This is a genomic window from Rhodoferax saidenbachensis (assembly GCF_001955715.1).
GTDB classification, from domain to species: Bacteria; Pseudomonadota; Gammaproteobacteria; order Burkholderiales; family Burkholderiaceae_C; genus Allorhodoferax; species Allorhodoferax saidenbachensis.
In genome coordinates this window covers 2196315-2221074 of record NZ_CP019239.1, presented here as the reverse complement: position 1 = coordinate 2221074, position 24760 = coordinate 2196315, and the positions used below count along the sequence as shown (strand labels likewise).

The following is a 24760-nucleotide window of genomic DNA, read 5'->3' as shown; positions in this document are numbered from 1 at the left end:
TTCAGGCGTTTGCAGGGGCAGTGAATGTCTTGCCATATGCTGCAGCCCAGCCGACGATGGCCTCTGGCGGCATAGGCCTTGCAATGCCGTAGCCCTGGCCCAGTTCGCACCCCAAGGCCAATAGCTTGCTGGCTTGGGCCGAGGTCTCCACCCCTTCGGCAATGACGGAGCGCTCAAATGCCTTGGCCAGCGCCACGATGGCACTGACAAGCGTGATGTCCTCTGCGTCGTCGAGGATGCCATCCACAAACATGCGATCGATCTTGATGGTTTCTGCCGGCAGGCGCTTGAGGTAGGAGAGCGAGGAGAAACCGGTTCCAAAGTCGTCCAATGCAAAGCACACGCCCAGGGCCTGGCAGCCCTGCATGACTTGGCGCATATGCGGGATGTCCTGCAATATGGCTGACTCCAGAATTTCCAGCTCCAGCAAATGGGCGGGCGCCTGCGGATAGCAGGCCAGCAGGCCGCGCAGGCGGTCCACAAAATCCACGCGGTGGAAATGGCGCGCCGCAATGTTCACGCTCACCACCCAACGCAGGCCTTGCCGCACCCAGGTCTGCAGTTGGGCCAGCGCCTGGTGCAGTACCCATTCGCCGGTTTCCACAATCAGGTCGGAGTGCTCCATCAGCGGCAAAAATTCGCCGGGCGCCAACAGGCCCTGCTCGGGGTGCTGCCAGCGCAGGAGGGCTTCGGCGCCCACCACGGCGCCAGTGCGCAAGTTGACCTTGGGCTGGTAGTACAGGCGAAACTCGCTCTGGTGCAGGGCCTGGGACATGACGGCCAGGCGGTTGTAGCGAGTGTGTACTTCCTGGTCCTGCTGGGTATCAAAAATATGCATGCCGCGGCCGGTCTGTTTGGCCTGGTACATCGCCTGATCGGCATGGCGCAGCAGGGTGTCCGGGCTGGCATCGTCCATTGGATACACCACCACACCAGCGCTGGCACAGGAGCCAAGCAGCAGATCGTCAATCGCATACGGCTGGGCCAGTTGCTCCAGCAGCTCCAAGAGCTGGTGCTGGATCTCTGCGGTGCTTTGCATTCCCCGCAAGAGCACGACAAACTCATCTCCCCCAAGTCGCGCGGCATCGCCAGGGTCCGCCACAAAACCCTGCAAACGCAGCGCCACTTCTTTCAACAAGCGGTCTCCGACCCGATTGCCATAACGGTCATTGATTTCCTGGAAATTATTCAAATCCAACAGGCACACGGCCAGCAGACTGCTCTCCTGGCGCGCCTGGTGCATCGCATGGGTCAGGCGCTGGGCCAGGGCGTCGCGGTTGTTCAGGCCGGTGAGCGCATCGTGGCGGGCCTGCCAGGAAATTTTTTGCTGCAGGTCACGGGTTTCGGTCACGTCGCGGAACACCAGCACGCAGCCCATGGCGGTGCCATCGCTTTTGCGAATCGGAGCTGCGGTGAACTCAATGGCGTATCGCTCACCGGCATGGTGCAGCAGCAACTGGTTGATGGCCTGGATAGGGCTGGTACAAAGGTGCAGTTTGGCAACGGTCAAACCGTGGGGCAGGGCCTTGGATTGCGGATCGAGTTGAAACACCGCATTCAACGGGTGTCCCAAGGCCTGGTGTTCGGCGTAGCCTGTCAAAAATTGCGCCGCTTCGTTGAGGCTCTCAATATAGCCATGCAGGTTGGTGGTGATCACCCCGTCCGCGATGGAGGACAACGTGACCTCCGCGCGCTCCTTTTCTTCCTGCAGGGCTTCCTGCGCTATTTTTCGGTCCGTGATGTCTACCAGCGCCCCAATGGTGCCGCCCTCGCTGCCGTCCATGAGTGTGAACGGTGCCTTGAAATAGGCCATTTCCCGCAGGTCATAGGCCCCGGCCTTGACCAGAACCTCGTTGTCCTTGCGACTCAGGGGCCGCAACTGCCGGCCTTCACGTTCGTGGGGCAACGCGACAAAGTCGCTGGACAAACGGGCACCAACCATCGCATCGGCCGGCGTGCTGAAGAATTCTTCCCACGCGCGGTTTACTCCCAGGCAGGTGCCATCGTTGTCCCGCACAAATACGGGCAACGGCAGTGCATTGATGAGCTGGCGGGTGAAGTGCAGTTGCTCTTCAAGATCGGTTTGCGTGGTTTGCAGCGACTTGACCAGATGCTGCACCTGCGCCGCCATGCCGTTGAAAGTCTGCGCCACGGCCCGCACTTCCAGCGTACCTTCCTCGACCATGCGGGTGTTCAGTGCCCCTGCACGAAATCGCTCTGTCGCATGGTTCAAGCGGTTCAGCATGCGGGCATTTGCGCGCAACAGCACGGCCAGGACAAACAGAATGGCAAAAATATTCAGCGCCGAAATACGCATTTGTGTGCCAATGGTGCGCCAGACTTGCTCCAGCGCCTGCGCAGTACCCACCACAACCACCAGTTGCACATGGCTTCCATCAGGCAACTGCTGGGCAAAATCCCCACCCAGGGGCTTGAGGGCCGCAAGCTCTGTAAACCACGAGGGCACCTGCGAGCGCGCCAAACCGGAAGCACTGGCGTGCAGGGGTTGTTCTCGCTGGATCCATTGCAAACTCTGAATTTCCGGGTTGAAACGCAGCTCTTTTTCGAGCATGGCTTGCAATTCGGCCTGCGTGCCATTGGCGCTGGCACGCACCAACAGGGGCAGCAGGTAATGCCCGGTCACTTGCACCTGGGCTTGCTGGTGCTCGACCGCTTCCTGCAACTCGGTAGTGAACATCAGGTTGTAGCGCACCAGACTCACCACAACAATGATGCCCACTACAGGCAAAAAGAGGCGCGGGTAGGTTCCTCGCGTCAGCCAAGTCTTGATGGAATAGTGGCGCATTTTTGTCGAGCTCCCTGTGGTGCCGCAGGGCACCCTTGCTATCATTTTTAAATTCCGGTGGCAGTTTAGCCGTGACTTCTATACGCCTCCTTACAAGGTCGCTGTGCTGGTGCCAAAACGACCGTTCGGGCATCTGGAGATATGCCTGAAGCATTGCAAACCGCGTATAGGTCTTGTGGCAATCGTCGGCCTTAGCGTGAGTGATGACCTGGTCGAACGCGCTGCGTGCGGCTGCGTTGTGTTTGTCACGGCGCGAAGATTCCTGCGCACAAGCGCGAGGTTTTGCGGCCAAGGCAAGCAGCAATGGTGTGCATGCGCAGGTGTTGCCGCAGGACCTTTTGCACTGGGGCTTCAACCAGTTACTGGGGACGCTAGATTCGGTGGTGGTAGAGCGTCTGGCAGGTCGTTGAGTTATTTCAACAAACTGCTTACAACAGCCTTGTTAGAGGTTTCTCAGCACTGAAATTGAGCCTTGGTTTCAAGATGCAGCCCATATAGCTCTGCATTTTGGTAACTTTTCACCAAGATCACTAGGTGGAAGAAGATTGGATTCAAGAGGAACGATTGTCAATATTCCAGCTAAACGCAAGATTGCGCATAGCTGCCCCTGCTGCTCAGTAACCTCAATTTGACAGAAATCCTCTTCGGGTTTGCTTAAACGTGATTGCATGATGATGGGATCCGCAAAAAGAAGAAACCACCAACGATCCCCATGCTTAGGGCGGCGACAAAATTCCCTCGCTGCGTGCAAGCGATCTGAAACGGCCATTTCATAGGCATTCGAAGCAATTTGCTCCAGGCCAATCTTGATAAGCATCCTGCACACTGCCAAGGGTTCAGAAACCTCCGCGAGAATTCGGAGTTGCCCAGTTTTATTTTTCTGTAGCGTTTCCCGGATCGCGTCTGTAGCTGGTCGGATAAAGAATTGCCCGGGCATGCCAGTACCTTGAACCGTTCCTTGCCAGACGGGCATTTCGAAAGGACGCCCTTTCTTTGAGGGAACAGAACTAAATAGTCGATACGCGGAGTAAGGAAAGCTTCTTAGAGCCGGTTGCTCTACCTTTTGACCAAAATACTGGTTGCATTTGTTGCAGGTGATACCTTGCGTGGCAATCGGTGAATGTGGGCCGCCGAGCGACTCGGGAACAATGTGAGAGATAGCGCTGGAGGGCCCCTTGGAGCCGCAAAAGATGCAACAAACCTCGTTTATTTTCATGAGGAGTAACGCAGTACAAACCGCAAATCTCTGTGGAGTAGGGCTGCAAACTGGCTTGCGGAAATCAAAAACTACCGTCTTCCTACAAAGCCTGAACCAACATCTCCCGATATTCCTCTTCCGTCGCAATCCGCGGATTAGTCTTGTGGCAGTGGTCTGCCATCGCCCCAACGATGATCTGGTCAAACTGGCTGGCTTCTACACCCATCGCAGCCAAGCCAGTGGGCAGGCCCAGGCGGGCGTTCATGTCTTTGATCGCGGGGCCAATGTCACTAGCCGACGACAACCCCATGGCGTGGGCCATACGCTGCAGGCGGTTTTCCTTTTGGATTGATTCGGCAGAAGCGTTGAACGCAATCACTGCGGGCAAGAACATCGCGTTGAGCGTGCCGTGGTGCAGGCGCGGGTCTACACCGCCAAGACTGTGACTCAAGGAGTGCACGCAGCCCAATCCTTTTTGAAATGCCATCGCGCCTTGCATGCTGGCGCTCATCATGTTCATGCGGGCTTCGCGGTCGCTGCCATCGGCGGTGGCCTTGGCAATATTGGCCCAACCGCGGGCCAGGCCGTCCAGGCCAATGCCGTCGGCGGGGGGGTTGAAGGCCGGGGCCATGAAGGTTTCCATGCAGTGGGCAATGGCGTCCATGCCCGTGGCGGCGGTGAGCTTGGGCGGCAGGCCCAGTGTCAGTTCCGGATCGCAGATGGCGGTCTTGGGCACCAGGTGCCAGCTGTGAAAGCCGAGCTTGCGGTGGTCGTCCACGATGACGATGGCGCCGCGTGCCACTTCGCTGCCCGTGCCGCTGGTGGTGGGCACGGCGATGATGGGGGCGACCTTGTCGGTGATACGCGGCGAGCCGCCCAGGATGGTGGCGTAGTGGGTCAGCGGACCTTCGTGCGTGGCGGCGATGGCGACGCCTTTGGCGCAGTCGATGGCCGAGCCGCCGCCCACGGCGATCAGGCCGTCGCAGTTATTTGCTTTGTAGACATCAACCGCCGCGCGCACTGCGGCTTCGGTGGGGTTGGAGGGGGTTTGGTCAAACACGGCGACGGTCATGCCGGGCAGGGCGTCCAGCGCCTTTTGCAATACGCCCGCAGCTTTGACGCCTGCGTCGGTCACCACCAGTGGGCGGGTGATGCCCACGCGTTCGCATTCCTGTTTCAACAGCTTGACAGCCCCAAACTCGAACTGGATTTGTGTCACGTAGTAGATAAAAGCCATAGTGTTCCGCCGTGTAGGATGGGAAAAATTGCACTGTACCAAGAACACCACCCGAATATGAGTCGCCCACGTAACCCCCAAGCCTTGTTAACCCCCACTATGCGTGGCGTGCTGGACCGCATCGCCCGCGCCGGCCATCCGCCCATGCACGCGCTGACGCCTGTGCAAGCCCGTGCGGCCTACGCGGCGGGCTCGGGTGTGCTGGAACTGCCCAGCCAGGCGCTGGTGCGGGTGGAAAGTTTCACCGTGCCCGCGCGCGACGGGTTTGACATACCGGTGCGCCTGTATGCGCCCGCGGGTGGTGCGCTACCGGTGCTGGTGTACTTTCACGGCGGCGGCTTCACCATCGGCAGCGTGGCCACACACGACGGCTTGTGCCGCCGCCTGAGCCATCTGGCGCAGTGCGCCGTGTTGTCGGTGGACTACCGGCTGGCACCTGAGTTCAAATTTCCCACCGCGCATGAAGACGCCTGGGATGCCGTGCAATGGGTGGCGCGTGAAGGCAAGAACCACGGACTGGATGGCACGCGTTTGGCCGTGGGCGGCGACAGTGCCGGTGGCACCTTGTCAGCCGCCTGCGCCATCGAGGCGCGCGATGCGGGTTTGCCACTGGCCTTGCAACTGCTTTTTTACCCTGGTTGCGCGGGCCACCAAGACACCGAATCGCACCGCACCTTTGCCAAGGGTTTTGTGCTGGACGAAGCGCAGATTACGTATTTTTTCAACCAGTACGTGCGTACGCCCGCAGACCGGGACGACTGGCGTTTTGCGCCGCTGGATGGCAAGACGGCCTCGGGCGACGTGGCCGACCTGAGCGGCGTAGCGCCTGCCTGGATAGGTCTGGCCGAATGCGACCCGCTGGTGGATGAAGGCGTGGCCTATGCGGACCGCCTGCGCATGGCAGGTGTGCCGGTGGATCTGGAAATTTACCGTGGCGTGGTGCACGAATTCATCAAGATGGGCCGGGCTATTCCTGAGGCCCAACGCGCGCACGCCGATGCGGCCCGCGCACTCAAAGAGTCTTTTGCAGCATGAGCGACACCGCATTGAACCGTAGTGACTTCCGCTTTTTCCACCGCCTGCGGGTGCGCTGGGCCGAGGTGGACATGCAGAAAATCGTCTTCAACGGCCACTACCTGATGTACTTCGACACCGCCATGGCTGACTACTGGCGCGCGCTGGCACTGCCGTACGAAGAGTCCATGCACTTCCTGGGCGGTGATGTCTATGTGAAAAAGGCCAGTGTGGAGTACCACGCATCGGCCTTGTATGACGATGTGCTGGATGTGGGCCTGCGCTGCGCGCGCGTGGGCAATTCGTCCATGCGGTTTGAGGGCGTCATCTACCGTGGCGACACGCTGCTGATCACCGGTGAGCTGCTCTATGTGTTTGCCGACCCGGCCACCCAGACCTCCAAACCCGTGCCAGCCGCGCTGCGCAGCATTCTGGAAGGGTTTGAGGCTGGCGAGGCGATGACCATACAACGCGTGGATAGTTGGCAGGAACTGGAAGGCCCTTCTTCCAAGCTGCGCGAAGAGGTGTTTGTGCAGGAGCAGGGCATTGCGCCTCATCTCGTGTGGGACACGCTGGACGCCAGCACGCGCCACGCCGTGATCGTCAACCGCCTGGGTCACCCGGTGGCGAGTGGACGGCTCACACAAGAGGCGGCAGGTGTCGGTCGCATTGGCCGCATGGCCGTGAAGCGCGCGTTGCGCGGGGCGTCATTGGGACGCGATGTGCTGCTGGCCCTGGTGCAGGCGGCACGCGAACGTGGTGATACGGAAGTGATGCTGCATGCGCAGTGCAGTGCAGAGGGCTTTTACCGGCGGCTCGGCTTTGCGCCGCGCGGCGCGGTTTTTGAGGAGGCGGGCATACAGCACATTGAGATGGTGCTCTCCCTTTAAGCAAGTAGACCCGTTCGGACTGAGCCTGTCGAAGTCCAAAGAGTTTGCGATCAAGTCCGTTCGCGTTGAGCTTGTCGAAACGTCGCTTTCAAAAGGCTTCGACAGGCTCAGCCCGAACGGCCGGACTTCTAAAAACCCAGCGAAGCCAGCAGGTCGTCAACATCGTCCTGCTTGAGCGCGTTGTCCGCGGTTTGCGGGCCTTCGAGCACGTGGTTGTCTACGGTGACTTCGGTGGGCTCGGTCTTGGCCGTTGCAGCGGGTGGGGTGGGAGAGCTGTCGACCAGCAGCTGCACCAGTTGCATTTCGGTGCGGGTGATGATGTCGATGACCTTCTTGATCACCTGGCCGGACAGATCCTGGAAGTCCTGCGCCATCATGATGTCGCTGAGCACTTCGCCCTGGTTGCCGGCGAACTTGGCGGTGCTTTCGGCAAACTTGCCGCAGGCGCGCATCAGCGCCTTGGCACGTTCCACACTCATGTCCGGGTTAGCCGCCATGCGGCCGATGGACTGGCTTAGCTCCAGCCCGCGGGAGGACAGGTCATCACACTCGGGTTTGGCAATTTCCACCAGGGTCAGTACCTTGTTGGCGGCGTCTTCGGTCATCTTGCCTACATAGGCCAAGCGGTCACGCGCATTGGGGATTTCTTCCACGATGGCACTCAACTGGTTGCCGCCCAATACCGTCAGCGCCTCATGCATTTCGCGGGTAATGGAACCCAACCGCGCGAAGGCTTCTTCTTTGGTCAATGGTGTCGACATACGCTGAACCAACCCCTTCTTGGACGCCGCACGAAAGTGGTCCTTCGTTGCGGCGGTTAATACTGATTTTGAAAGAAGTTTACAGGTTGTTTGGGCTTCGCAAAGCCTATTGCCTGTCTTAGATGTCTTCCAGTAAAGGATAAGGCAGGGGTTTGACCTGCAGCGCAGGGCCAGCGGCACTGCCAAGGTGCAAAGTACCCGATTCCAGCGCAGAAAGCTGCGCGGAGATGATGGCTTCAAAACCCCCGCCGGGGGCCGCCGCCGCCTGCACCACGGTAGCCACTGGCTGGTCCGGGTCGGTTGCCACGAAGATTTCCTGGCCTGCAGCCATGGCCGCCTCTGCATGCACCACAAAAGCACGGCGCTTGAGCGTGCCGCGGAATTGGCTGCGCGCCACGACCTCCTGGCCGGGGTAACAACCCTTCTTGAAATTGACGCCGCCGACCGACTCGTAATTGAGCATCTGCGGCACAAAGGCCTCCACCACGGGGGCCGTCAGGGTGGCAATGCCACTCGCTACCTCGCTCCACAGCCACGCCTCCAAGGGCAAGACATCTCCCGCTGGTGCAGCGGTGCCTGCGGGGGCCACCCACAGTTGGCGTGGCGTGCCCTCTGCGGGGTACAGGTTGACCACACTTGTCGCTTCAAAATCGGCCTTGGACCAGGTGGGCTGTGCGCGAGCAGCTATATCTTTGATAGCGTTTCCGGACAGGCCGTAGAGCGAAAAATCTTCCGTAGCGTCGCTCAGTTTTGCCTTGGCGCGCATGACAAACATGGACAAACGCTTGAGCGTGGGCGCCAGGATGTCGCGGCTGCCCACCAGCAGGATGTCGCCGTTGCTCCGTTTGAAGCCGATAAAGCTGGCTTGCATGCGGCCCTTGGCGCTGCAAAAGGCCGAGAGACGCGCTTCGCCCAGGCCCAGCAGCGAAAAGTCCTGCGTGAGCTGGCCGTGGATGAACTTGGCGGCATCTTCACCTTCGATGCGGATGACGCCTAGGTGACTGAGTTGGGCAACCCCATTCAAGGGGGTTGGGGCGGCGGTACAGGGGGCGTTGTCAAGGGGCGCAGAGGTCATGCGGTGAATTATGATTCCTCTCACATATTCACAGGGGGTGTAGGGTTGCGTTTCTTATTCGTCGTGTTGCTGGCGGCCGTGCTCGGCCTGGGTGGGGCCGGTTATAGCTGGCTCAACCGCCCCCTGGACCTGTCGGCACCGACGGTAGACCTGTCCATCGAGCCGGGCTCCAGTGCCCGCGAGGTGGCGATGGACGTGGCGGATGCCGGTGTGGCCGTGGACACTACGCTGCTCTACTGGTGGTTCCGCCTGTCGGGCAAGTCACGCCAGATCAAGGCCGGTAGTTATGAATTGACCGGCGTGGTCACCCCCCAGACCCTGCTACGCAAGCTGGTCAACGGTGAAGAAGCCCTGCGCAGCGTTACGCTGGTCGAGGGCTGGACCTTTCGCCAGGTGCGTGAAGCGCTCAAAAAGGCAGACCAGCTCAAGCCTCTGACACAAGACCTGTCACCCGAGGCCATCATGGCGCAGTTGGGCAAGCCCGGCCAGCACCCCGAAGGCCGCTTTTTTCCCGACACCTACACCTATGCCAAGGGCTCCAGTGACCTGGCCGTGCTGCAGCGCGCGCAGCGCGCCATGGAGAAACGGCTGGCGGCGGCCTGGGCCCTGCGCGACCCGGCCTCACCACTGCAAAGCGCGGACGACGCGCTGGTGCTGGCCAGCATTGTGGAGAAAGAAACAGGGCGCGCGAGTGACCGGCCCATGGTGGCCTCGGTCTTCAACAACCGCCTGCGCATTGGCATGCGCCTGCAGACCGACCCCACGGTGATCTATGGTCTGGGTGAATCGTTTGATGGCAATCTCCGGAAAAACGATCTCCTCACGGACACGCCCTGGAACACCTACACCCGCACCGGCCTGCCGCCCACGCCGATTGCCATGCCGGGCAAAGCGTCCCTGATTGCGGCCGTGCAACCGGCCCAGTCCAAGGCGCTGTACTTTGTGGCGCGGGGTGACGGCACCAGCCAATTCAGTGCCAGCCTGGACGAGCACAATCGGGCGGTCAACAAATACCAGCGCGGCCAATGAAGGTACACACCACCCCATGAGCGGACTTTTCATCAGTTTTGAAGGCATAGACGGCGCCGGCAAATCCACCCACATCGATGCACTGGCCCAGGCGTTCCGGGCGCAGGGCAGGGTGGTGACGCTGAGCCGTGAACCCGGTGGCACGCCGCTGGCTGAGAAGCTGCGCGGCCTGGTGCTGAACGAAGCCATGGATGCCATGACCGAAGCGCTGCTGGTATTTGCCGCGCGGCGTGACCACGTGCAGCAGGTCATCCTGCCCGCCCTGGCGCGCGGCGAGGTGGTTCTGTGTGACCGTTTTACCGATGCCACTTTTGCCTACCAGGGCGGCGGGCGCGGTTTTGACCTGCAGACCTTGGGTGTGCTGGAGCAATGGGTGCAGGGCACGGGTGAGGGGGCTTTGCTGCAGCCGCAGCTGACGATCTGGTTTGACCTGCCGCCCAGCGTGGCGGCACAGCGCCTGGCCAGTGCCCGTGTGCCCGACAAATTTGAGTCCCAGCCGCAGGCTTTTTTTGAGAAAGTGGCGCAGGGTTATGCCCAGCGCCTGGCGGCTGATCCCCAGCGCTTTGCCCGCATCAACGCCGACCAGACCACCGATGCCGTGTGGCGGGACGTGGCGCAGGCAGTCAAGGGCAAAGGGCTTTTGCCATGACCGAAAGCGATACACGCGCCCTTCCAGCGCCCTGGATTGCGGCACAAACACAACAGTTGCTGACCCAGCGCGGCCATGCATGGCTGCTGCACGGGCCGTCCGGGCTCGGTCAATACCCGTTGGCGCTCTCGCTGGTGCGTGCCTGGTTGTGTGAAGCACCAGGACCCCATGGTGCCTGCGGTGTGTGTGGCAGTTGCCACGCGGTTGAGGTGCGCACCCATGCCGACCTGTGTGTGTTGATGCCCGAGACCCAGATGATGGAGCTGGGCTGGCCCTTGTCTGAAAAAGCCCAGGCGGATATCGACGACAAGAAACGCAAGCCCAGCCGCGAGATACGGGTGGACGCCATGCGTGATGCGGTGGAATTTTCCCAGCGCACCAGTGCCCGCGGGCGTGGCAAGGCGGTGCTGGTCTACCCGGCCGAGCAGATGAACGCGATCACGGCCAACGCCTTGCTCAAGACGCTGGAAGAGCCGCCGGGGGATGTCAAGTTTGTGCTGGCCAGCGAGTCGGCACACCAACTCTTGCCCACCATCCGCAGCCGCTGTCTGGGCCACGCCATGGTCTGGCCCGACGCGAAAGCAGGCGTTGCGTGGCTGCAGGCGCAAGGTATTGCTGCTCCCCAGGCGCAGCTCCTGCTGCAAGCTACTGGTGGACGCCCCGAAGATGCGCTGGCTTTTGCCGCCTCTGGGCGTGACCCCAAAGCCTGGCGCCAGTTTCCCCAGGCCATGGCGCATGGCGATACGTTTGCCGTGAAAGACTGGAGCGTGCAGGACATCGTGGATGCGCAACACAAGCTTTGCCACGATCTGATGGCGCACCAGGCGGGTGCTGCGCCGCGCTTTTTTGCGGCGGAAGATCTGGCCGGCATTACGGTGCCCGTGGCGCCGCTGAGCGCCTGGGGCAAAGACCTGGCCCGGGCCATGCGCACCATGGACCACCCATTCAACGCAGGCTTGATGCAAGAAGCGCTTGTCGGACAGGCCCAATCGGCCCTAAACTCGAAGCATTAGTGATATGAGTACCGCGCCCGCATCCACCCCCAGGCCCAGCGTCATCCAGCTGTCCATCAAGGAAAAAGCTGCCTTGTACGCAGCCTACATTCCGTTGTTTGCCGAGGGCGGTGTGTTTATTCCCACTTCGCGCGAGTATTCGCTGGGTGATGATGTGTATGTGCTGCTGTCCTTGCCCGAGGATCTGCAACGCTACCCGGTAGCTGGCAAAGTGGCCTGGGTGACCCCGGCCAAAGCAGCCGGTGGCCGCACACAAGGCGTTGGCATTTCGTTCCCCAAAGACGAAAAGTCCCACGCGCTCAAGCTCAAGATCGAAGAAATTCTGGGTGCCCACATGGCATCCGACCGCCCCACCCAAACCATCTGAGCGGCTGCTTTTGCAGCATGCTTGGCGGCCACCTCTGGCCTGATTGACGCATGTTTACCGATTCCCACTGCCACCTGACTTTTCCTGAACTGGCGGCTTCGCTGCCCCAAATCCGCCTGGCCATGGCCGATGCACAGGTCGACCGTGCCCTGTGCATTTGCACCACGTTGGAAGAGTTTCCCGAAGTGCACCAGCTCGCCATGGGCTATGACAACTTCTGGGCCAGCGTCGGCGTGCACCCCGATAACGAGGGCGTCACCGAACCCACATTGGATGACCTGCTGCAACGCGGCGCACTACCGCGCGTGGTGGCGATTGGGGAGACCGGGCTGGACTACTACCGTCTGGGCGAGCGCACTGTGGCCGATATGGAGTGGCAGCGCGAACGCTTTCGCACCCATATCCGTGCCGCGCGGCGCCTGCAAAAACCGCTGGTCATCCACACCCGTAGCGCGTCGGATGACACTTTGGCGATTCTGCGGGAAGAGGGGGAAGACGGCAGTGCGGGCAGCGCGGGCGGCGTGTTCCACTGCTTTACCGAGAACGAAATGGTGGCCAAGGCCGCGCTGGAGCTCGGTTTCTACATTTCGTTTTCCGGCATTTTGACGTTCAAGAGTGCCCAGGAAATACGCGATGTGGCGGCGCTTGTGCCCATGGACCGGCTTCTGATCGAGACCGACAGCCCTTATCTGGCCCCCATGCCGTATCGCGGCAAGACCAACAATCCATCGTATGTGCCGTATGTGGCAAAACAGCTGGCCAGCTTGAAGAATTGCAGCGTGGAGACCATTGCGCAGACGACCAGCCAGAATTTCCTGGATCTGTTTAAGGGTGTATCAATATGAGAAAGTACTTTAAATACGTAGTCTATCTATATGTATTAATTGGATTTTCATTCGCCAATGCAGGCTCTTACGAAGATTTCTTCATGGCCATCAAGCAGGACAATGCGGGCACGATTGGCAACTTGCTGCAGCGTGGCTTTGACCCCAATACGCTGGATCCGAATGGGCAATTCGGCCTGATTTTGGCCCTGCGCGAAGAGTCGGCCAAAGTCATTGATACGTTGATTGCGAATCCTGCTACCCGGGTTGAAGTGCGCACAGCCCAGGACGAAAGCCCCTTGATGCTGGCGGCGATCAAAGGTATGCCGGATGTCTGTGCCAAGCTGATCGCCCGGGATGCCGATGTCAACAAGACAGGCTGGACGCCACTGCATTACGCAGCCACAGGCGGGCACGTCGACATCATCCAGATGCTGCTGAACAACCACGCCTATATCGACGCGGCATCACCCAATAAAAGCACACCGCTGATGATGGCCGCGGGTTACGGCACCAGCGCTGCCGTGCAAGCTTTGCTGGCAGGCGGCGCAGATCCCATGCTGAAGAACGCGTTGGGACTCACGGCAATTGACTTTGCGCGCAACGGGCAGAAGCCCGACGCTGTCGAAATACTGTCCGCAGCCATCCGGGCGCGGGTCCCCAAAGGCACGTGGTAAGCCGGCCACGCCTTAGGGCTTGCTCGCACATATTACGCGAAAGACTAGGTAGTTTTGGCTGACTGTTGCATTTGAAAATCTAGCTGTGCCGGGATACTTTTGTACGATTTATCAGATACGCCTGTTGCAATCAATTTAGCCGTCCATTTGTTGTGTTTGATTCACAACAGCCGCCTGACTTCAGGCACAGAATAGGATCAGCCAGCTCAATAGCTGTTGCGTTTCATCGTACGTCCAATCGTGAAGCGAATGCGCTAGCCCGCTGCAGATGGATGGCAGTCGGGGCTTCTAGCTAACGGCGCTCCTCAGGTAGCGCACGAAGCTTTTCCAGAATATTCAGAATGTGGTCTGGATAGGCGCCATTGAAATACTCGAACATCAATGGATTAGCTGCAAAGAAGTGTGATGAGAGCTCAACCCAGTCATCTACCTCGATCGCTCCATTCAATTTGAAGAGCTTTTTAGACTTCGGCTTTACGTGCTGGGTAGTCTTGTAGGTCATGCTGAAGTCATTGTCTCTTCGCGCCTGATACTCTGCTGAGGTTAAGTACTGTATCGCCCCATCAAAGTGGCGAAAGGTGCGACTTTGGGTGTCGAACTCCGCATGAAGGTAGCGGGCAGGATGGTATTGATCGTCCCCCAAAGCGATCTGAACATCTTCTGTCTTCAGCTCCAATGCCTGGAAAGTCTTGATGACGCTTGATCCCGACCACTTAATGTCGACGCAATAAGCACTTGAGAAGAACATCTGTAGACGAGTGATGGACAAGTCCGCGGGGGGCCTCAGCTTGACGTTTCCTGACGCAATCTGTGAGATTTCCTTGTTGAACGGCGGCCCATACCAAGTGTCAGCCTCCGCATACATCGGACCGTCTACGTCAATGCGAACCCTGTTTTCGTCAAGAGCGATAGACTTTTCCAGTCCAATACCATTCAATGCCCAAAAAAGGTCAATGAACCTGGGCGCCCAATTGCTTCCTGGATGCATTTGTCTTCTAAAACAGGGATGCGCCATGGCAACGAAATTAGTCCCTCGAAAGCATCCGCTGTCGAAAATTTCGGGTTGAAGCACTTGTGTGAGATCAGCCCAAGAAAATAGCCCGTCTCGACCATCGGCTTTGATATCCGTAAGTGCAAGCAATAGGCCTGGTGCCGAAGCTGTTATGCCGAGTGGGGGAGAGTAGTGAAAAGACGAATCAGTGAGCAGCACTCCTCTGGCATGGGCGTACTCCTTGAATGCCTCGATCAGGGTGGACGCATTGCGCAATTCCTGCACCGCCATCTCCTGCGTCCGTCTCTGGTGTCGAGCGAGCATCTCATCGTATTCATCGTTGGTCATCGGTTGCCTTCACAAGAATGACTATGCTAAACAATGTCGGAAGAAAGCACTTTGCCAAATAGGCGGCCATCCTACAAATGACGATATGACTGAAGCGATGCACCCAACCCAATTTCCAGGTCTTTGGAAAAAAGTACTCGGTCTTCCGAAGCTCTCTGACCTAGATGCGCAGACCGTTGTACTCTGGGCTCAACAAATGGGGCTTGACGTTGTTGACGCCGTTGAGCGCGATGTTGGACTATTTCAAACCACTAGAGCTATCGTGCTAAGAGTCGAAGGCGGCGCGGCATGCTTTCCAAAAATTTCTCATATCGACGACCCGAAGTGGCTTGATACTAAAGTCAAGGCGGAGCGCCTCGCGTCCTTGTGGGAGAAAATGGAGTGGTTTTCACCTCTATGGGTACCTCGTGGGAAATATCAGGCGCTGCTCAAAGAGACTGAGCATTGCTCGCGTGACCAGGCCGTCGAGTTGTTTGGATACCATTTTTCGACGGTCTATACGCTGGCTTTTCAGGCAGTATGCATTGCCCAACTGTTACCTTGCTCACGGAGTCTTGCTGAATACGCGCCACTTGCAAGGGAAGCATATTTGGCTTTTTACAGCGGGTATCGAGCGTCCAGCATTGCAGCCTTGATACCGGTCGTCGAAGGTGCCATGAAGAGAATCAGCATCGACTCGTCGGATCTTCCGCTACCAGAGCAGATCGATCGAGTATTTGACCGAGCTTGTGCTCTTGCCGCTCGATTGCATTTCGATGGGATGTGGGTGCCTCGTGAGTACCTGAGCATCGACTATCTTTTCGGACAGGATGAACGTGTCTTTGCGTTTGAGACATTCAAAAGATGGATGAAGGGCTCATTCTTCCAAAATACAGACAAGTACGATGGTGCAACTTGGCTGAATCGTCACTTATTCGCGCACGGAACCTCGTCGGATTGGCAGCAATCAGCGAATTTCGAACGGCTTGTTGTCGCACTGGCAACGCTTGGTGTGATTGAGTCGTGGCACGACGAGTCCAATCAGGTGTCACTCTTTTTTCCAGAGATGACCCAGGACAGCACGCTGCTTTGGCAGCAGGCGTTGTTTCGCGGCCAGATGCAGATGGCCCTGAATCTCAATGAACAAGAGCATTTTCAGAAGCATGGACGACTTGTACCGGAATTGCCTACTGACGGTGGCATCACATTGCGCAGTGCGGTCCTGTCGGAGGACTGCATTCGAGACCTGGTTCGCCCATTGCGAGAGGCCGGATGGAGTGTCGAAGTTGGCGAGCCGGATGAGCGAGCGCTTTACATGACGGTTGTCGCCACAAGTGGCACCGAACGCTTGACCGTCATGCTTCTCTACAGTTGTGGAACTGGCAATGAACTTTATCGTGAGCTGGAAAAATCTGCGAATGTCATCCTGTATCGCGGTGCACCCTACCACCAAGACCAATATGCATACGGAATCAGTGTGCATGTTGGCCCAGTGACGGGATGGCAACCGCCTCTTGCTCCTAGCCGCAAATAACTCACTATCTCGTAGGATCCAATCAGAACTAGAATCGCGACAAGATGGTTCGAGAGCGGGTGGAATACGAACGTGCTGCCTGGAGCAATCCAGGTCTTGCGGTTAGCAAGGGAAACAGAACCTCGCAAGATGAGCACCTGCGTGCTTGCCAAGAAGAGGCCCTAAGGGGCCTTTTTCTTTCACAGACACTATTGGGCTGCAGCTGCCATTGCTGTTCTTTTGTGAAATTAGCGTTCTCAGGGGCCGTACGCCACTGACTCGAAGAGAATAATGCTGGAATTTAGAAACGAGGAAATCGAAGACTTTGTTGGATTCTGTACCGACAAAGGCTTTTGGGTAGGCGAACGCATCGACGTATTTGACAAAGAGAACGGATGGCGCCTTTCCGGTATGGTTCCAGAGATTGCGATCTGCATGGAGTCTGAGCAATTTACTGCACTGATTTGCATCGATGGATTGATCCTGCTCAGAGTCAAAGAACTTTCAGCGAGCATGCCGAACATGTCGGACACCCATAGAGCTGTGCAATGGTGGGAGGAACACATCGACTACATCAATGCATTGCTAGTCTTTATGGAGTCGGAATCCAATAAGTGCACTCAATCGGGGAACATTGAACTCTCTTCGATATCAATCGATAAAACATGCCGAGTGGGTATTCAAGGCGGACGACCAGTTAGACGCGTGCACATAGGAGAGATTTCTCGGGTGAGGGCAAGGCAACAGGCTAGCGGATGGCTCGTAGGCGGAGATGAGAAAACCATGCCGTCCGTTGAGTGGACTGGTTGGGATAACTGCACTGTCGTTTCCGAAAATGCAATTGAAGCCGGTCTAACTCAATTTGAACACGCGATTTCAAATCCCACGCTCATCAAACGACTGTCTTTTATTGCTCAGGCCAAGTCTGCTTTTACGAGGAACGATTTTCGAAGCTCTTTCATACTTCTGTGGTTTGTCATTGAAGCAGCTGTAAAAGACATGCTATTACTAGGAGGTGAAACAATTGACAGCAACCAACCATCCATCAGCTCAGTACTTCGAAGGCTGAAAACCCGCGGTCTGATGAGCGCGGAACTATTTTCTGAACTAGACGACTTGCGAAAGCGAGTGCGAAACAAGCTGATGCATGAGTCTCAGACGGCGACCTGTCTGCCTTCAGATTGCATGATCGCTGCGGGTGCGGTTATCACGCTTGTTCAGCCGGATTTGGCAACCGCAATCGACCTGCGCTGGTCTTTTAGTGTCGCTTTTTGAATGGTCGTATCCGAATAGCGTTTGGTAGAAGCGTCTCACCCAACTGAGTATTCGCATTCAAATCCACCACCCCTATTTGGGGCGTTGGCGCAAGCTGACCATTCACTCTCGACCCAAAGCGGAAGTCGGTGACCTCAGACTCATGGCCAGATAGCTGACATTCAGGACTGGCGTGCCAGGCGGGTACGAATCAGCTAAATCAGTTTGTAGCACCCGATGAATATGCCCAGCATGCTAAGCGTTTCATAGCATAACCATAGATCCCAGCGCTGTTACGCCTACAGGCGGCTCGGCCAGCCAAGGAACGATATACGTCATTTTGGACAACCCATTGGCGATGCGCTCCAACTGCTTATGTTCGCCGACAAGGCGAGCCGCAAGCAACGGGTCGGACGTGCCCGCAGCTGCAATGCTGCGGTTGACCACCCAGGCGTAGGGTTCAATACCTGCGCGGCGCAGGTCGTCCTGCAGCGCTGCAGCTTGCGACACCGGCGTGACTTCGGGCAATGTCACCAGCACGATTTGCGTATGTTGGGGGTCTTGCAGGCGCATTAGTGGAGTTACGAGGTGCGCGGTAGTTTTTCCACTGTATTCGCGTTCTATCTGACGGTGGTACGCGCCGGTTGTGTCCATCAGCAGCAGCGAGTGGCCAGTCGGCGCTGTGTCCAGCACCACATAGGCACTGCGCGCCTCCGACACGATGCGCGAGAACGCATGGAACACCGCTACCTCTTCGGTGCAGGGGGACTTCAAGTCTTCTTTCAGCAATGCAATGCTTGCAGTGTCCATTCCTGGGGACTTGGCTGTGAGCATCTTCTCGATGTACTTTTGTGTTTCCGCCTTAGGGTCAATGCGGTCCACTTGCAAGCCGGGCACTTGCCCTTCCAGCGTGCTGGCAAGGTGGGCTGCGGGGTCAGTAGTGCTCAGGTGCACGGTATGCCCGCGCTGCACCAAGCCCAGTGCCAGCGCAGCGGCAATCGTGGTCTTGCCCACGCCGCCTTTGCCCATGACCATGATCAGCCCATGCCCCGCTTGCGACAACACATCAACCAGCGCACCCAGCTGCGGGTAGTCGGGCGTGGGTGCTTTTGCCAACACTTGCGCGGTGGACTGAATTACAGGGTCCGAGTTGCCCAGCAGGGCGCGCAGCGCAGACAGACCTACCGTGTCGAATGCACGCAGCGCAATGCGGTCTTGGGGCAGTGCCTGTAGCGCGGCGGGCATGTTCTGCAAAGCCTGTTGCCCGGTGGCCTCAAAGGCCAGAGCTACCGTATCGCCCGTTCCAGTGGCACGGAAGATGCCATTGATGGCCAGGCGCTGGTTGCTCAGGCCCAATTGCTGCAGCTCCCAGGAGGTGCGCGCTGCTTCAGCCATCGCGCCTTGTTCGGGGCGGGTGACGAGCACCACTGTGGTTTGGGCGGCATCGCTCAGTGTCTTCAAGGCTATCGCAAAGCGGGCCTCCTGCATCTTCAGGCCAGAGTAGGGGCCCAGGCACGAGGCGCCGCGGCCGTTACCTTCCAGAAAACCGGTCCAGGCTTTGGGCAGGCTCAAAAGCCGCAGCGTGTGGCCGGTAGGCGCGGTGTCGAACACCACGTGGTCGTAGTCCTTTGCTTCACCACTGAGTAGGCTGGCAAACTCGTCAAACGACGCAATCTCGGTGGTACACGAGCCAGAGAGTTGTTCGCGCACCTGGGTGCGGTCTTCTTCGCTACTACGGGCATCGAGCTGCGCCAGCACGCGCAAGCGGTATGACTCGGCGGCGGTATCGGGGTCGATATTGAGCACCGACAAGCCGGGCACACCGGGTACTGGTACCGGCGTGTTTGCCAGCGTGATGCCCAGCATCTCGTCCAGATTGCTGGCCGCGTCGGTGCTGACCAGCAGCACCCGCTGGCCCGCATCGGCCAGGGTGATGGCACAGGCGGTGGACAGCGAGGTTTTGCCAACGCCGCCTTTGCCGGTAAAGAAAAGGTATCGCGTAGGGTGGGTCAGTAAACCCAGAGGAGTCGCGTTCAATTCTTTTCTTGTATCCATGCTGGGCATGTTCGCAGAAGGGCTGGGTTTTGTACGTACCCCAACGCACTCTGCGTTGCAGATGTTTGCGCAAGGTCAAACATTCGCACTTCTTAGTCTTTGTATGCCGTGGTACCCGATTGCGAGAGCATCCAGAGTGCGAACATGGCCACAGTACCCATCGCTGCTGACACCCACAGCGCACCTGCGCCCCACTGCTCCACGCACAGGCCAAACAGCCAGGGTGCCAGGGCCTGCGCCAGCCGCGCGGGAACCATCAGAAGGCCTTGGCGTTCGCCATAGCCCTGCGGCCCAAACAGCACCAGGGGCAGTGTGCCTTTGGCGATCGTCAATATTCCGTTGCCAGCGCCGTGAAATATGGCGAACAGAATGGCCGAAGGTGCGCCGACGATGGCCAGTACCACGGCGCCTATCGGATGCATTGCAGACGCAATCCGTGCGCTGAGCAATGGGTGCATATGACGCAGCACTCCAAACTCCAGCAGTCGGCCAGCCACTTGCGCAGGCCCGATCAGCGCTCCCGCCGTGACTGCCATGCCCAGGCTGACGCCGCTGGTGGTCAGTAGCATTGGCAAGTGGGCCGCCATCGCCGTGCTGATAAACCAGGTAATCGCAAACACCAAGGCCAGCAGCACTGCGCTTTTCATCGGGACGACGGTTTGCTGCTCTGGTCTGGTGTCGTTTGATGGGTCTACTTCAGGCGCATCAACTGCAGCCAACTTGGGCAATGAAAGGTTCAGCGGTAGCGCAATCAACAGGTGCAACCCGGCCCACGCAAAGCAGGTGCCGCGCCAACCTATCCAGGCCTCCAGCGCGGTGGACAGCGGCCAACCTACCGTGCTGGCAAAACCAGCCAGCAAAGTGATGCCGGTGATCACGCTGCGTGAGTCACGTCCATACATACGAACCAGCGTGGCGAAGGCCGCTTCATACAAGCCGCCCGACATGCCAATGCCAATCACTATCCAGGCGGCAAACAGGCTCAACGGTCCATTGGCTAAACCCAGCAACGCGAGGCCCACCGCAAACAGCAGATTGCTCAATGCCAGAACGGGACGACCGCCCAGAGTGTCAATTGCACGCCCGGCGCGTGGCCCCAGAATGCCGGTGATCACCAGCCCGGCGGAGAACGCGGCGAACACTGTCGCAACGCTCACACCCAATTCGCGGGCTATGGGTGCGGCCAGGATGGCGGGCAGGTAGTAGGTGGAGGCCCACGCCAGCGTCTGCGCTGTACCCAGCTTCAGTACCGTGGTGGTGGGGCCGCTCAGAGGCATGACGTTCAAATGGAGCGCTGGTTGACGCGCTTGGACAGTTCCGCAGCCGTTTCTTTGCGCTCGCTGTAGCGGTCCACCAGGTAGGGCGAAACATCGCGCGTCAACAGCGTGAACTTGACCAGCTCTTCCATCACGTCCACCACGCGGTCATAGAACGCCGACGGCTTCATGCGCCCCGCTTCGTCAAACTCTGCGAAGGCTTTGGCCACCGAGCTTTGGTTGGGGATGGTGATCATGCGCATCCAGCGCCCCAGGACACGCATCTGGTTGACGGCATTGAAGGACTGCGAACCACCGCTGACCTCCATCACGGCCAGCGTCTTGCCTTGGGTGGGGCGCACTGCCCCTTGCGACAACGGAATCCAGTCGATCTGGCTTTTCATAATGCCGGTCATGGCACCGTGGCGTTCGGGCGAAGTCCACACCATGCCTTCGGACCAGGTCGCCAGTTCTCGGAGTTCCAGCACCTTGGGGTGGCTCTCTGGAGCACCATCGGGTTGCGGCAGGCCTTCGGGATCGAAGATCCTGACCTCTGCCCCCATGGACTCCAACAGCCTGGTGGCTTCCAGGGTCAGGAGCTTGCTGTACGAACGCTCGCGCAGCGAGCCATAGAGCATCAAGATGCGTGGCGCGTGAGTGGACACCTTGGCCGGCTGCAGCGGCGTTTGGTTCGGGATCTGGAAGCACGCAGCGTCCAGGTTGCTGGAAGGCGAAGAGATTTCAGACACGTTGGCCCTTGTCGTCGATCACCTTCTCGCCGTCTTCCTTGGTAAACGCCGCTTGCTGTGCGTTGGGTAGTATGTCCAGCACCGCTTCGCTGGGGCGGCACAGCCGGGTGCCTAGGGGTGTGACCACCACTGGGCGGTTGATCAGGATGGGATGCTCCAACATGAAGTCCACCAATTGGTCATCGGTCCACTTGGGATCTGCCAGGCCCAGCTCGTCGAAGGGAGTGCCTTTTTCTCGGAGGAGTGCGCGAGGGGCGATGCCCATGGCGGCGATCAGGGACTGCAGCGTGGCCTTGCTGGGTGGGGTTTGCAGGTACTCGATGACTTCGGGCTCTTCACCGGAGTTGCGGATCAGAGCCAGGGTGTTGCGGGAGGTCCCGCAGGCGGGGTTGTGATAAATCGTGATGGTGGACATAAGGTTCATCGAGGAGAATTGGTTGTTGTCGGCTCAGCACCTTCCGACCATTTGAAGAGCGCAAGGGCCAAGGCGGCGCCCACCACCTGGCTCAGGATGAAGCCCGCCACATCTGTCGGGCGAATGCCGGAGAAGGTGTCGGTCAGCGACCGCGCAATGGTGACGGCCGGGTTGGCAAACGAGGTGGACGCGGTGAACCAGTAGGCTGCGGTGATGTACGCCCCCACCGCAACTGGTACGAAGTCGGGACGGGTTTTGGCAACATTCAGGATGACGGTCAGCAGGCCAAACGAGGCCACGATTTCACTCCACCACTGGTGGGTGCCGGTACGCACATGGGCGGACTCCATCAGCAGCGGCAGCTCAAACATGTAGTGGGCCGCCATCACACCAGCGATGGCCCCCAACACCTGGGCGACCAGGTAGACCGACGCCTTGCTCCAGCTCGCACGTTTCAACGCCACCTCGGTGAATGTCACCAAGGGGTTGAAGTGCGCCCCTGACGTGGGTCCAAAGGTGGCGATCAAGGCGATCAGCGCCGCGCCCGTGGCTAGGGTATTGGCTAGTAGTGCCACGGCGACATTGCCGCCCGCCAGTCGCTCCCCCATGATGCCGGAGCCCACCACCGTGGCCAACAGCATGGCCGTGCCGATGAACTCGGCTACAAATTCTCTTCGCCAGTTCATTCCGTTTTGCCGATTTCGTCCAGTTTGGATTTGAGGCTCATGCGGTCCAGAGAAGACGTTGGCAGCGCCGTGAATAGGTCGATACGCTTGCGCATGATGGCGGCTGTGTCGCGGAAGGCGCGGCGCTTCTGGTCATCCGTCCCCTCGACGGCCGCAGGGTCAGGAACACCCCAGTGAGCCGACATGGGTTGACCAGGCCAGTAGGGGCATTGTTCACCGGCCGCTTGGTCGCACACGGTGATCACATAGTCCATGACCGGGGCAGTCTCTACGGCAAACTCGTTCCAGGACTTGCTGCGCAAGCCCTCGGTGGGAAAACCGTTGCTCTCCAGGAACTCAATGGCGAACGGGTTCACGATGCCGTTGGGGTAGCTACCTGCAGAGAAGGCTTTGAACTTGCCGCGGCCCAGGGCATTGAGCTGGACTTCGGCCAGGATGCTGCGGGCGGAGTTGCCGGTGCACAGAAACAAGACGTTGTAGGTTTTGTCGGACATGACGTTCTCTCGAAAAAGGGTTTGTTGGAGGCCTGGTTTGCCAGGCTTAGCAGCAAGTCGCGCCCGCCGCATCCACCTCGCACACAGCTCCGCCGCAGCAGTTCTCGGTGAGGTAGCCGACCAATTCGGTCATGGCGGTGAAGTTGGCGCTGTAGTGGATTTTTCGACCATCGGGGCGGGCAACGATGAGTCCAGACTGGGTCAGATCTTTGAGGTGGAAAGACAAAGGAGGCGCCGCCATGTCCAGCTTCTCTGCAATGACGCTGGGCGTCAGGCCTTCCGGCCCGGCCTGCACCAGCATCCTGAATACCGCGAGGCGGGTTTCATGGGCCAGTGAGCCCAAGGCTTTTACGGTTTGCGTTGCGTCCATGGCGTGCTCCTTTTGATCTTGTTCCTCAGTGCCCAGCGGTTACTTCTTGGGCGGCATGAGGACCGTGTCGATGACTTGCACCACGCCGTTGGATGCCTTGAGGTCAGCCTGGGTCACCACGGCGCTTTCGACGGTCAAGAAGGTGCCAGCCTTGTACAAGGAGATGCTGTCACCGGTAGCGGTCTTCTGCGGGCCGTTGTTGATGGCGTCGGAAGTCAGGTTGGCAGCGACCACGTGGTAGTTCAGGACAGCCTTGAGCATTTCCTTGTTACCTGCCAGCTCGGCCAGCTTGCCTGCGGGAATCGCGCTGAAGGCGGCATTGCTGGGAGCGAACACGGTCACAGGACCGGCACCGCCCAAAGAGTCAGCCAAGCCGGCGTCCTGGATCAGTTTGGCCGCCGTGGTCAGATTTGGGTTGTGGGCAATCGTCTCCATCACAGTTTCCGCTTGGGCGCTGTGGGCCCAGCCAGCGGTCATCACCAGGGCGGAGACAGTGAGATTCAGCAGTGCGCGGTGTTTCATACGTATTCCTTGAATTGATTGATCTGAGGGGTGTCACCAGGGGCAATTGGCAATCACTTCAATAATTCTAGAAATATTATATTAAAGATTCGTGACATCCGCTTGAGGCAGTGTTTACAGGTCTCGGCGTTCCACTACCACTGATCGTCTGCGGGAACTTGCAGATGAATCGGTGCTCATAGAAGTTTGAGTTGACTTGATGTCTAATTGATCCGTGCGTTTCATACGTTTTCTTCTTCTGGTGCTTCTGAGCTTGGCAATCCCATTGGCGGGATATGCGGGCTTGGGTGTGCCAAAAGCGCCATGCCCCATGGAAATGGCGGCCATGGCAGAACAGCAGTTGAACACCGGCATGGACCAAGTCCTCACTGCGAAGATGGGCGACTGCTGCAATGACATGGAAACCCTGCTAAAAACGGGCAAGCCCTGCAAGGTAGGCCAAGACTGCAAGATCGGCAGCCTGGGACTTTCTGTCCATTTTTTCGCCAGCCCGGAATCTTTCGGCAAAGACAGCTTCTTGGCCCGTCTCAATGACCGTGTCATAGAGCCCCGCACCATCCCTATCTGGCGCCCGCCAGCCTGACCCCA

The 24760-nt window shown here is 58.7% G+C and carries 26 protein-coding genes; 12 read left to right on the top strand and 14 right to left on the bottom strand.

Annotated elements, in window-relative coordinates:
• Position 1 precedes the first annotated feature (1 nt).
• Positions 2 to 2806 carry an EAL domain-containing protein gene (locus RS694_RS10590; RefSeq protein WP_076069565.1) on the bottom strand — a complete coding sequence of 935 codons (2805 nt, stop codon included), beginning with the start codon at positions 2804 to 2806 and terminating at the stop codon, positions 2 to 4.
• A 203-nt stretch (positions 2807 to 3009) separates the two neighbouring features.
• Here RS694_RS10590 and RS694_RS10585 point away from each other — a divergent pair, with 203 nt between their 5' ends.
• A complete protein-coding gene (locus tag RS694_RS10585; protein ID WP_029709014.1) occupies positions 3010 to 3216 on the top strand; it encodes a hypothetical protein in 207 nt (68 codons plus the stop codon).
• A gap of 68 nt (positions 3217 to 3284) precedes the next feature.
• Here RS694_RS10585 and RS694_RS10580 read toward each other — a convergent pair whose 3' ends face one another.
• Both RS694_RS10580 and RS694_RS10575 read right to left on the bottom strand, forming a co-directional pair.
• On the bottom strand, positions 3285 to 4022 hold the full coding sequence (locus RS694_RS10580; protein ID WP_076069563.1) for an HNH endonuclease: 738 nt from the start codon (positions 4020 to 4022) through the stop codon (positions 3285 to 3287).
• 82 nt (positions 4023 to 4104) lie between these two features.
• Positions 4105 to 5241 (bottom strand): iron-containing alcohol dehydrogenase, encoded by a 1137-nt coding sequence (locus tag RS694_RS10575; protein ID WP_029709013.1) that lies wholly within the window; start codon positions 5239 to 5241, stop codon positions 4105 to 4107.
• Between the two features lie 57 nt (positions 5242 to 5298).
• Between RS694_RS10575 and RS694_RS10570 the strand changes: the two genes are divergently transcribed.
• The gene (locus RS694_RS10570) at positions 5299 to 6276 is read left to right on the top strand and encodes an alpha/beta hydrolase (protein WP_029709012.1); all 978 of its coding nucleotides are present in this window, start codon (positions 5299 to 5301) and stop codon (positions 6274 to 6276) included.
• 11 nt (positions 6277 to 6287) lie between these two features.
• Positions 6288 to 7145 (top strand): YbgC/FadM family acyl-CoA thioesterase, encoded by an 858-nt coding sequence (locus RS694_RS10565; protein ID WP_029709011.1) that lies wholly within the window; start codon positions 6288 to 6290, stop codon positions 7143 to 7145.
• Between the two features lie 128 nt (positions 7146 to 7273).
• On the opposite strand, the gene RS694_RS10560 is transcribed toward RS694_RS10565, so the two are convergent.
• Positions 7274 to 7906, bottom strand: a complete 633-nt coding sequence (locus tag RS694_RS10560) for a protein phosphatase CheZ (protein ID WP_029709010.1) — start codon at positions 7904 to 7906, stop codon at positions 7274 to 7276.
• A gap of 118 nt (positions 7907 to 8024) precedes the next feature.
• A complete protein-coding gene (gene ygfZ, locus RS694_RS10555) occupies positions 8025 to 8981 on the bottom strand; it encodes a CAF17-like 4Fe-4S cluster assembly/insertion protein YgfZ (protein WP_076069560.1) in 957 nt (318 codons plus the stop codon).
• Positions 8982 to 9026: 45 nt separating this feature from the next.
• Here ygfZ and mltG point away from each other — a divergent pair, with 45 nt between their 5' ends.
• From mltG to RS694_RS10525, 6 genes are read left to right on the top strand one after another with little or no spacing between them, the layout of a single operon-like run.
• On the top strand, positions 9027 to 10010 hold the full coding sequence (mltG, locus tag RS694_RS10550; protein WP_029705737.1) for an endolytic transglycosylase MltG: 984 nt from the start codon (positions 9027 to 9029) through the stop codon (positions 10008 to 10010).
• Between the two features lie 16 nt (positions 10011 to 10026).
• On the top strand, positions 10027 to 10659 hold the full coding sequence (gene tmk / locus RS694_RS10545) for a dTMP kinase (protein WP_029705736.1): 633 nt from the start codon (positions 10027 to 10029) through the stop codon (positions 10657 to 10659).
• Entirely contained in the window at positions 10656 to 11672 is a 1017-nt protein-coding gene (locus RS694_RS10540) for a DNA polymerase (RefSeq protein ID WP_029705735.1), read from the top strand. Before tmk ends, RS694_RS10540 begins: the two co-directional genes overlap by 4 nt.
• Positions 11673 to 11676: 4 nt before the next feature.
• Positions 11677 to 12039: a PilZ domain-containing protein gene (locus tag RS694_RS10535; RefSeq protein ID WP_029705734.1), complete on the top strand. Its 363-nt coding sequence runs from the start codon at positions 11677 to 11679 to the stop codon at positions 12037 to 12039.
• 50 nt (positions 12040 to 12089) lie between these two features.
• The gene (locus tag RS694_RS10530; protein WP_029705733.1) at positions 12090 to 12884 is read left to right on the top strand and encodes a TatD family hydrolase; all 795 of its coding nucleotides are present in this window, start codon (positions 12090 to 12092) and stop codon (positions 12882 to 12884) included.
• Entirely contained in the window at positions 12881 to 13540 is a 660-nt protein-coding gene (locus tag RS694_RS10525) for an ankyrin repeat domain-containing protein (RefSeq protein ID WP_029705732.1), read from the top strand. Before RS694_RS10530 ends, RS694_RS10525 begins: the two co-directional genes overlap by 4 nt.
• Positions 13541 to 13832: 292 nt before the next feature.
• Here the strand turns inward: RS694_RS10525 and RS694_RS10520 are convergent, their stop codons facing one another.
• The gene (locus RS694_RS10520; protein ID WP_029705731.1) at positions 13833 to 14879 is read right to left on the bottom strand and encodes a hypothetical protein; all 1047 of its coding nucleotides are present in this window, start codon (positions 14877 to 14879) and stop codon (positions 13833 to 13835) included.
• A gap of 85 nt (positions 14880 to 14964) precedes the next feature.
• Here RS694_RS10520 and RS694_RS10515 point away from each other — a divergent pair, with 85 nt between their 5' ends.
• Positions 14965 to 16392 (top strand): hypothetical protein, encoded by a 1428-nt coding sequence (locus RS694_RS10515; protein WP_029705730.1) that lies wholly within the window; start codon positions 14965 to 14967, stop codon positions 16390 to 16392.
• A 270-nt stretch (positions 16393 to 16662) separates the two neighbouring features.
• A complete protein-coding gene (locus RS694_RS10510; RefSeq protein ID WP_029705729.1) occupies positions 16663 to 17646 on the top strand; it encodes a hypothetical protein in 984 nt (327 codons plus the stop codon).
• 243 nt (positions 17647 to 17889) lie between these two features.
• Here the strand turns inward: RS694_RS10510 and arsA are convergent, their stop codons facing one another.
• From arsA to RS694_RS10470, 8 genes are all read right to left on the bottom strand, one after another.
• Positions 17890 to 19680 carry an arsenical pump-driving ATPase gene (arsA, locus tag RS694_RS10505; RefSeq protein ID WP_029705728.1) on the bottom strand — a complete coding sequence of 597 codons (1791 nt, stop codon included), beginning with the start codon at positions 19678 to 19680 and terminating at the stop codon, positions 17890 to 17892.
• Between the two features lie 92 nt (positions 19681 to 19772).
• Positions 19773 to 20957 carry an MFS transporter gene (locus RS694_RS10500; protein ID WP_029705727.1) on the bottom strand — a complete coding sequence of 395 codons (1185 nt, stop codon included), beginning with the start codon at positions 20955 to 20957 and terminating at the stop codon, positions 19773 to 19775.
• Positions 20958 to 20962: 5 nt separating this feature from the next.
• Complete coding sequence (gene arsH / locus RS694_RS10495) at positions 20963 to 21685, bottom strand: arsenical resistance protein ArsH (RefSeq protein WP_029705726.1); 723 nt, start codon at positions 21683 to 21685, stop codon at positions 20963 to 20965.
• Positions 21678 to 22100, bottom strand: coding sequence for an arsenate reductase (glutaredoxin) (gene arsC, locus RS694_RS10490; protein ID WP_029705725.1), 423 nt, complete (start codon positions 22098 to 22100; stop codon positions 21678 to 21680). The genes arsH and arsC overlap by 8 nt, the downstream gene beginning before the upstream one ends.
• A gap of 5 nt (positions 22101 to 22105) precedes the next feature.
• Positions 22106 to 22786 carry an aquaporin gene (locus RS694_RS10485; protein ID WP_029705724.1) on the bottom strand — a complete coding sequence of 227 codons (681 nt, stop codon included), beginning with the start codon at positions 22784 to 22786 and terminating at the stop codon, positions 22106 to 22108.
• Entirely contained in the window at positions 22783 to 23280 is a 498-nt protein-coding gene (locus RS694_RS10480) for an arsenate reductase ArsC (RefSeq protein WP_029705723.1), read from the bottom strand. The genes RS694_RS10485 and RS694_RS10480 overlap by 4 nt, the downstream gene beginning before the upstream one ends.
• Positions 23281 to 23326: 46 nt before the next feature.
• Positions 23327 to 23650 carry an ArsR/SmtB family transcription factor gene (locus RS694_RS10475; RefSeq protein ID WP_029705722.1) on the bottom strand — a complete coding sequence of 108 codons (324 nt, stop codon included), beginning with the start codon at positions 23648 to 23650 and terminating at the stop codon, positions 23327 to 23329.
• Positions 23651 to 23689: 39 nt separating this feature from the next.
• Positions 23690 to 24172, bottom strand: coding sequence for a fasciclin domain-containing protein (locus RS694_RS10470; RefSeq protein ID WP_029705721.1), 483 nt, complete (start codon positions 24170 to 24172; stop codon positions 23690 to 23692).
• 325 nt (positions 24173 to 24497) lie between these two features.
• Between RS694_RS10470 and RS694_RS10465 the strand changes: the two genes are divergently transcribed.
• On the top strand, positions 24498 to 24755 hold the full coding sequence (locus RS694_RS10465) for a hypothetical protein (RefSeq protein ID WP_152528749.1): 258 nt from the start codon (positions 24498 to 24500) through the stop codon (positions 24753 to 24755).
• The last annotated feature ends 5 nt before the right edge of the window (positions 24756 to 24760 follow it).

Bases quoted from the DNA above. Each gene is read 5' to 3' on its own strand.
- RS694_RS10590 (WP_076069565.1), bottom strand. From the start codon at position 2,806: ATGCGCCACTATTCCATCAAGACTTGGCTGACGCGAGGAACCTACCCG.
- RS694_RS10585 (WP_029709014.1), top strand. From the start codon at position 3,010: ATGACCTGGTCGAACGCGCTGCGTGCGGCTGCGTTGTGTTTGTCACGG.
- RS694_RS10580 (WP_076069563.1), bottom strand. From the start codon at position 4,022: ATGAAAATAAACGAGGTTTGTTGCATCTTTTGCGGCTCCAAGGGGCCC.
- RS694_RS10575 (WP_029709013.1), bottom strand. From the start codon at position 5,241: ATGGCTTTTATCTACTACGTGACACAAATCCAGTTCGAGTTTGGGGCT.
- RS694_RS10570 (WP_029709012.1), top strand. From the start codon at position 5,299: ATGAGTCGCCCACGTAACCCCCAAGCCTTGTTAACCCCCACTATGCGT.
- RS694_RS10560 (WP_029709010.1), bottom strand. From the start codon at position 7,906: ATGTCGACACCATTGACCAAAGAAGAAGCCTTCGCGCGGTTGGGTTCC.
- ygfZ (WP_076069560.1), bottom strand. From the start codon at position 8,981: ATGACCTCTGCGCCCCTTGACAACGCCCCCTGTACCGCCGCCCCAACC.
- tmk (WP_029705736.1), top strand. From the start codon at position 10,027: ATGAGCGGACTTTTCATCAGTTTTGAAGGCATAGACGGCGCCGGCAAA.
- RS694_RS10540 (WP_029705735.1), top strand. From the start codon at position 10,656: ATGACCGAAAGCGATACACGCGCCCTTCCAGCGCCCTGGATTGCGGCA.
- RS694_RS10535 (WP_029705734.1), top strand. From the start codon at position 11,677: ATGAGTACCGCGCCCGCATCCACCCCCAGGCCCAGCGTCATCCAGCTG.
- RS694_RS10530 (WP_029705733.1), top strand. From the start codon at position 12,090: ATGTTTACCGATTCCCACTGCCACCTGACTTTTCCTGAACTGGCGGCT.
- RS694_RS10525 (WP_029705732.1), top strand. From the start codon at position 12,881: ATGAGAAAGTACTTTAAATACGTAGTCTATCTATATGTATTAATTGGA.
- RS694_RS10520 (WP_029705731.1), bottom strand. From the start codon at position 14,879: ATGACCAACGATGAATACGATGAGATGCTCGCTCGACACCAGAGACGG.
- RS694_RS10515 (WP_029705730.1), top strand. From the start codon at position 14,965: ATGACTGAAGCGATGCACCCAACCCAATTTCCAGGTCTTTGGAAAAAA.
- RS694_RS10510 (WP_029705729.1), top strand. From the start codon at position 16,663: ATGCTGGAATTTAGAAACGAGGAAATCGAAGACTTTGTTGGATTCTGT.
- arsA (WP_029705728.1), bottom strand. From the start codon at position 19,680: ATGGATACAAGAAAAGAATTGAACGCGACTCCTCTGGGTTTACTGACC.
- RS694_RS10500 (WP_029705727.1), bottom strand. From the start codon at position 20,957: ATGCCTCTGAGCGGCCCCACCACCACGGTACTGAAGCTGGGTACAGCG.
- arsC (WP_029705725.1), bottom strand. From the start codon at position 22,100: ATGTCCACCATCACGATTTATCACAACCCCGCCTGCGGGACCTCCCGC.
- RS694_RS10485 (WP_029705724.1), bottom strand. From the start codon at position 22,786: ATGAACTGGCGAAGAGAATTTGTAGCCGAGTTCATCGGCACGGCCATG.
- RS694_RS10480 (WP_029705723.1), bottom strand. From the start codon at position 23,280: ATGTCCGACAAAACCTACAACGTCTTGTTTCTGTGCACCGGCAACTCC.
- RS694_RS10475 (WP_029705722.1), bottom strand. From the start codon at position 23,650: ATGGACGCAACGCAAACCGTAAAAGCCTTGGGCTCACTGGCCCATGAA.
- RS694_RS10470 (WP_029705721.1), bottom strand. From the start codon at position 24,172: ATGAAACACCGCGCACTGCTGAATCTCACTGTCTCCGCCCTGGTGATG.
- RS694_RS10465 (WP_152528749.1), top strand. From the start codon at position 24,498: ATGGCAGAACAGCAGTTGAACACCGGCATGGACCAAGTCCTCACTGCG.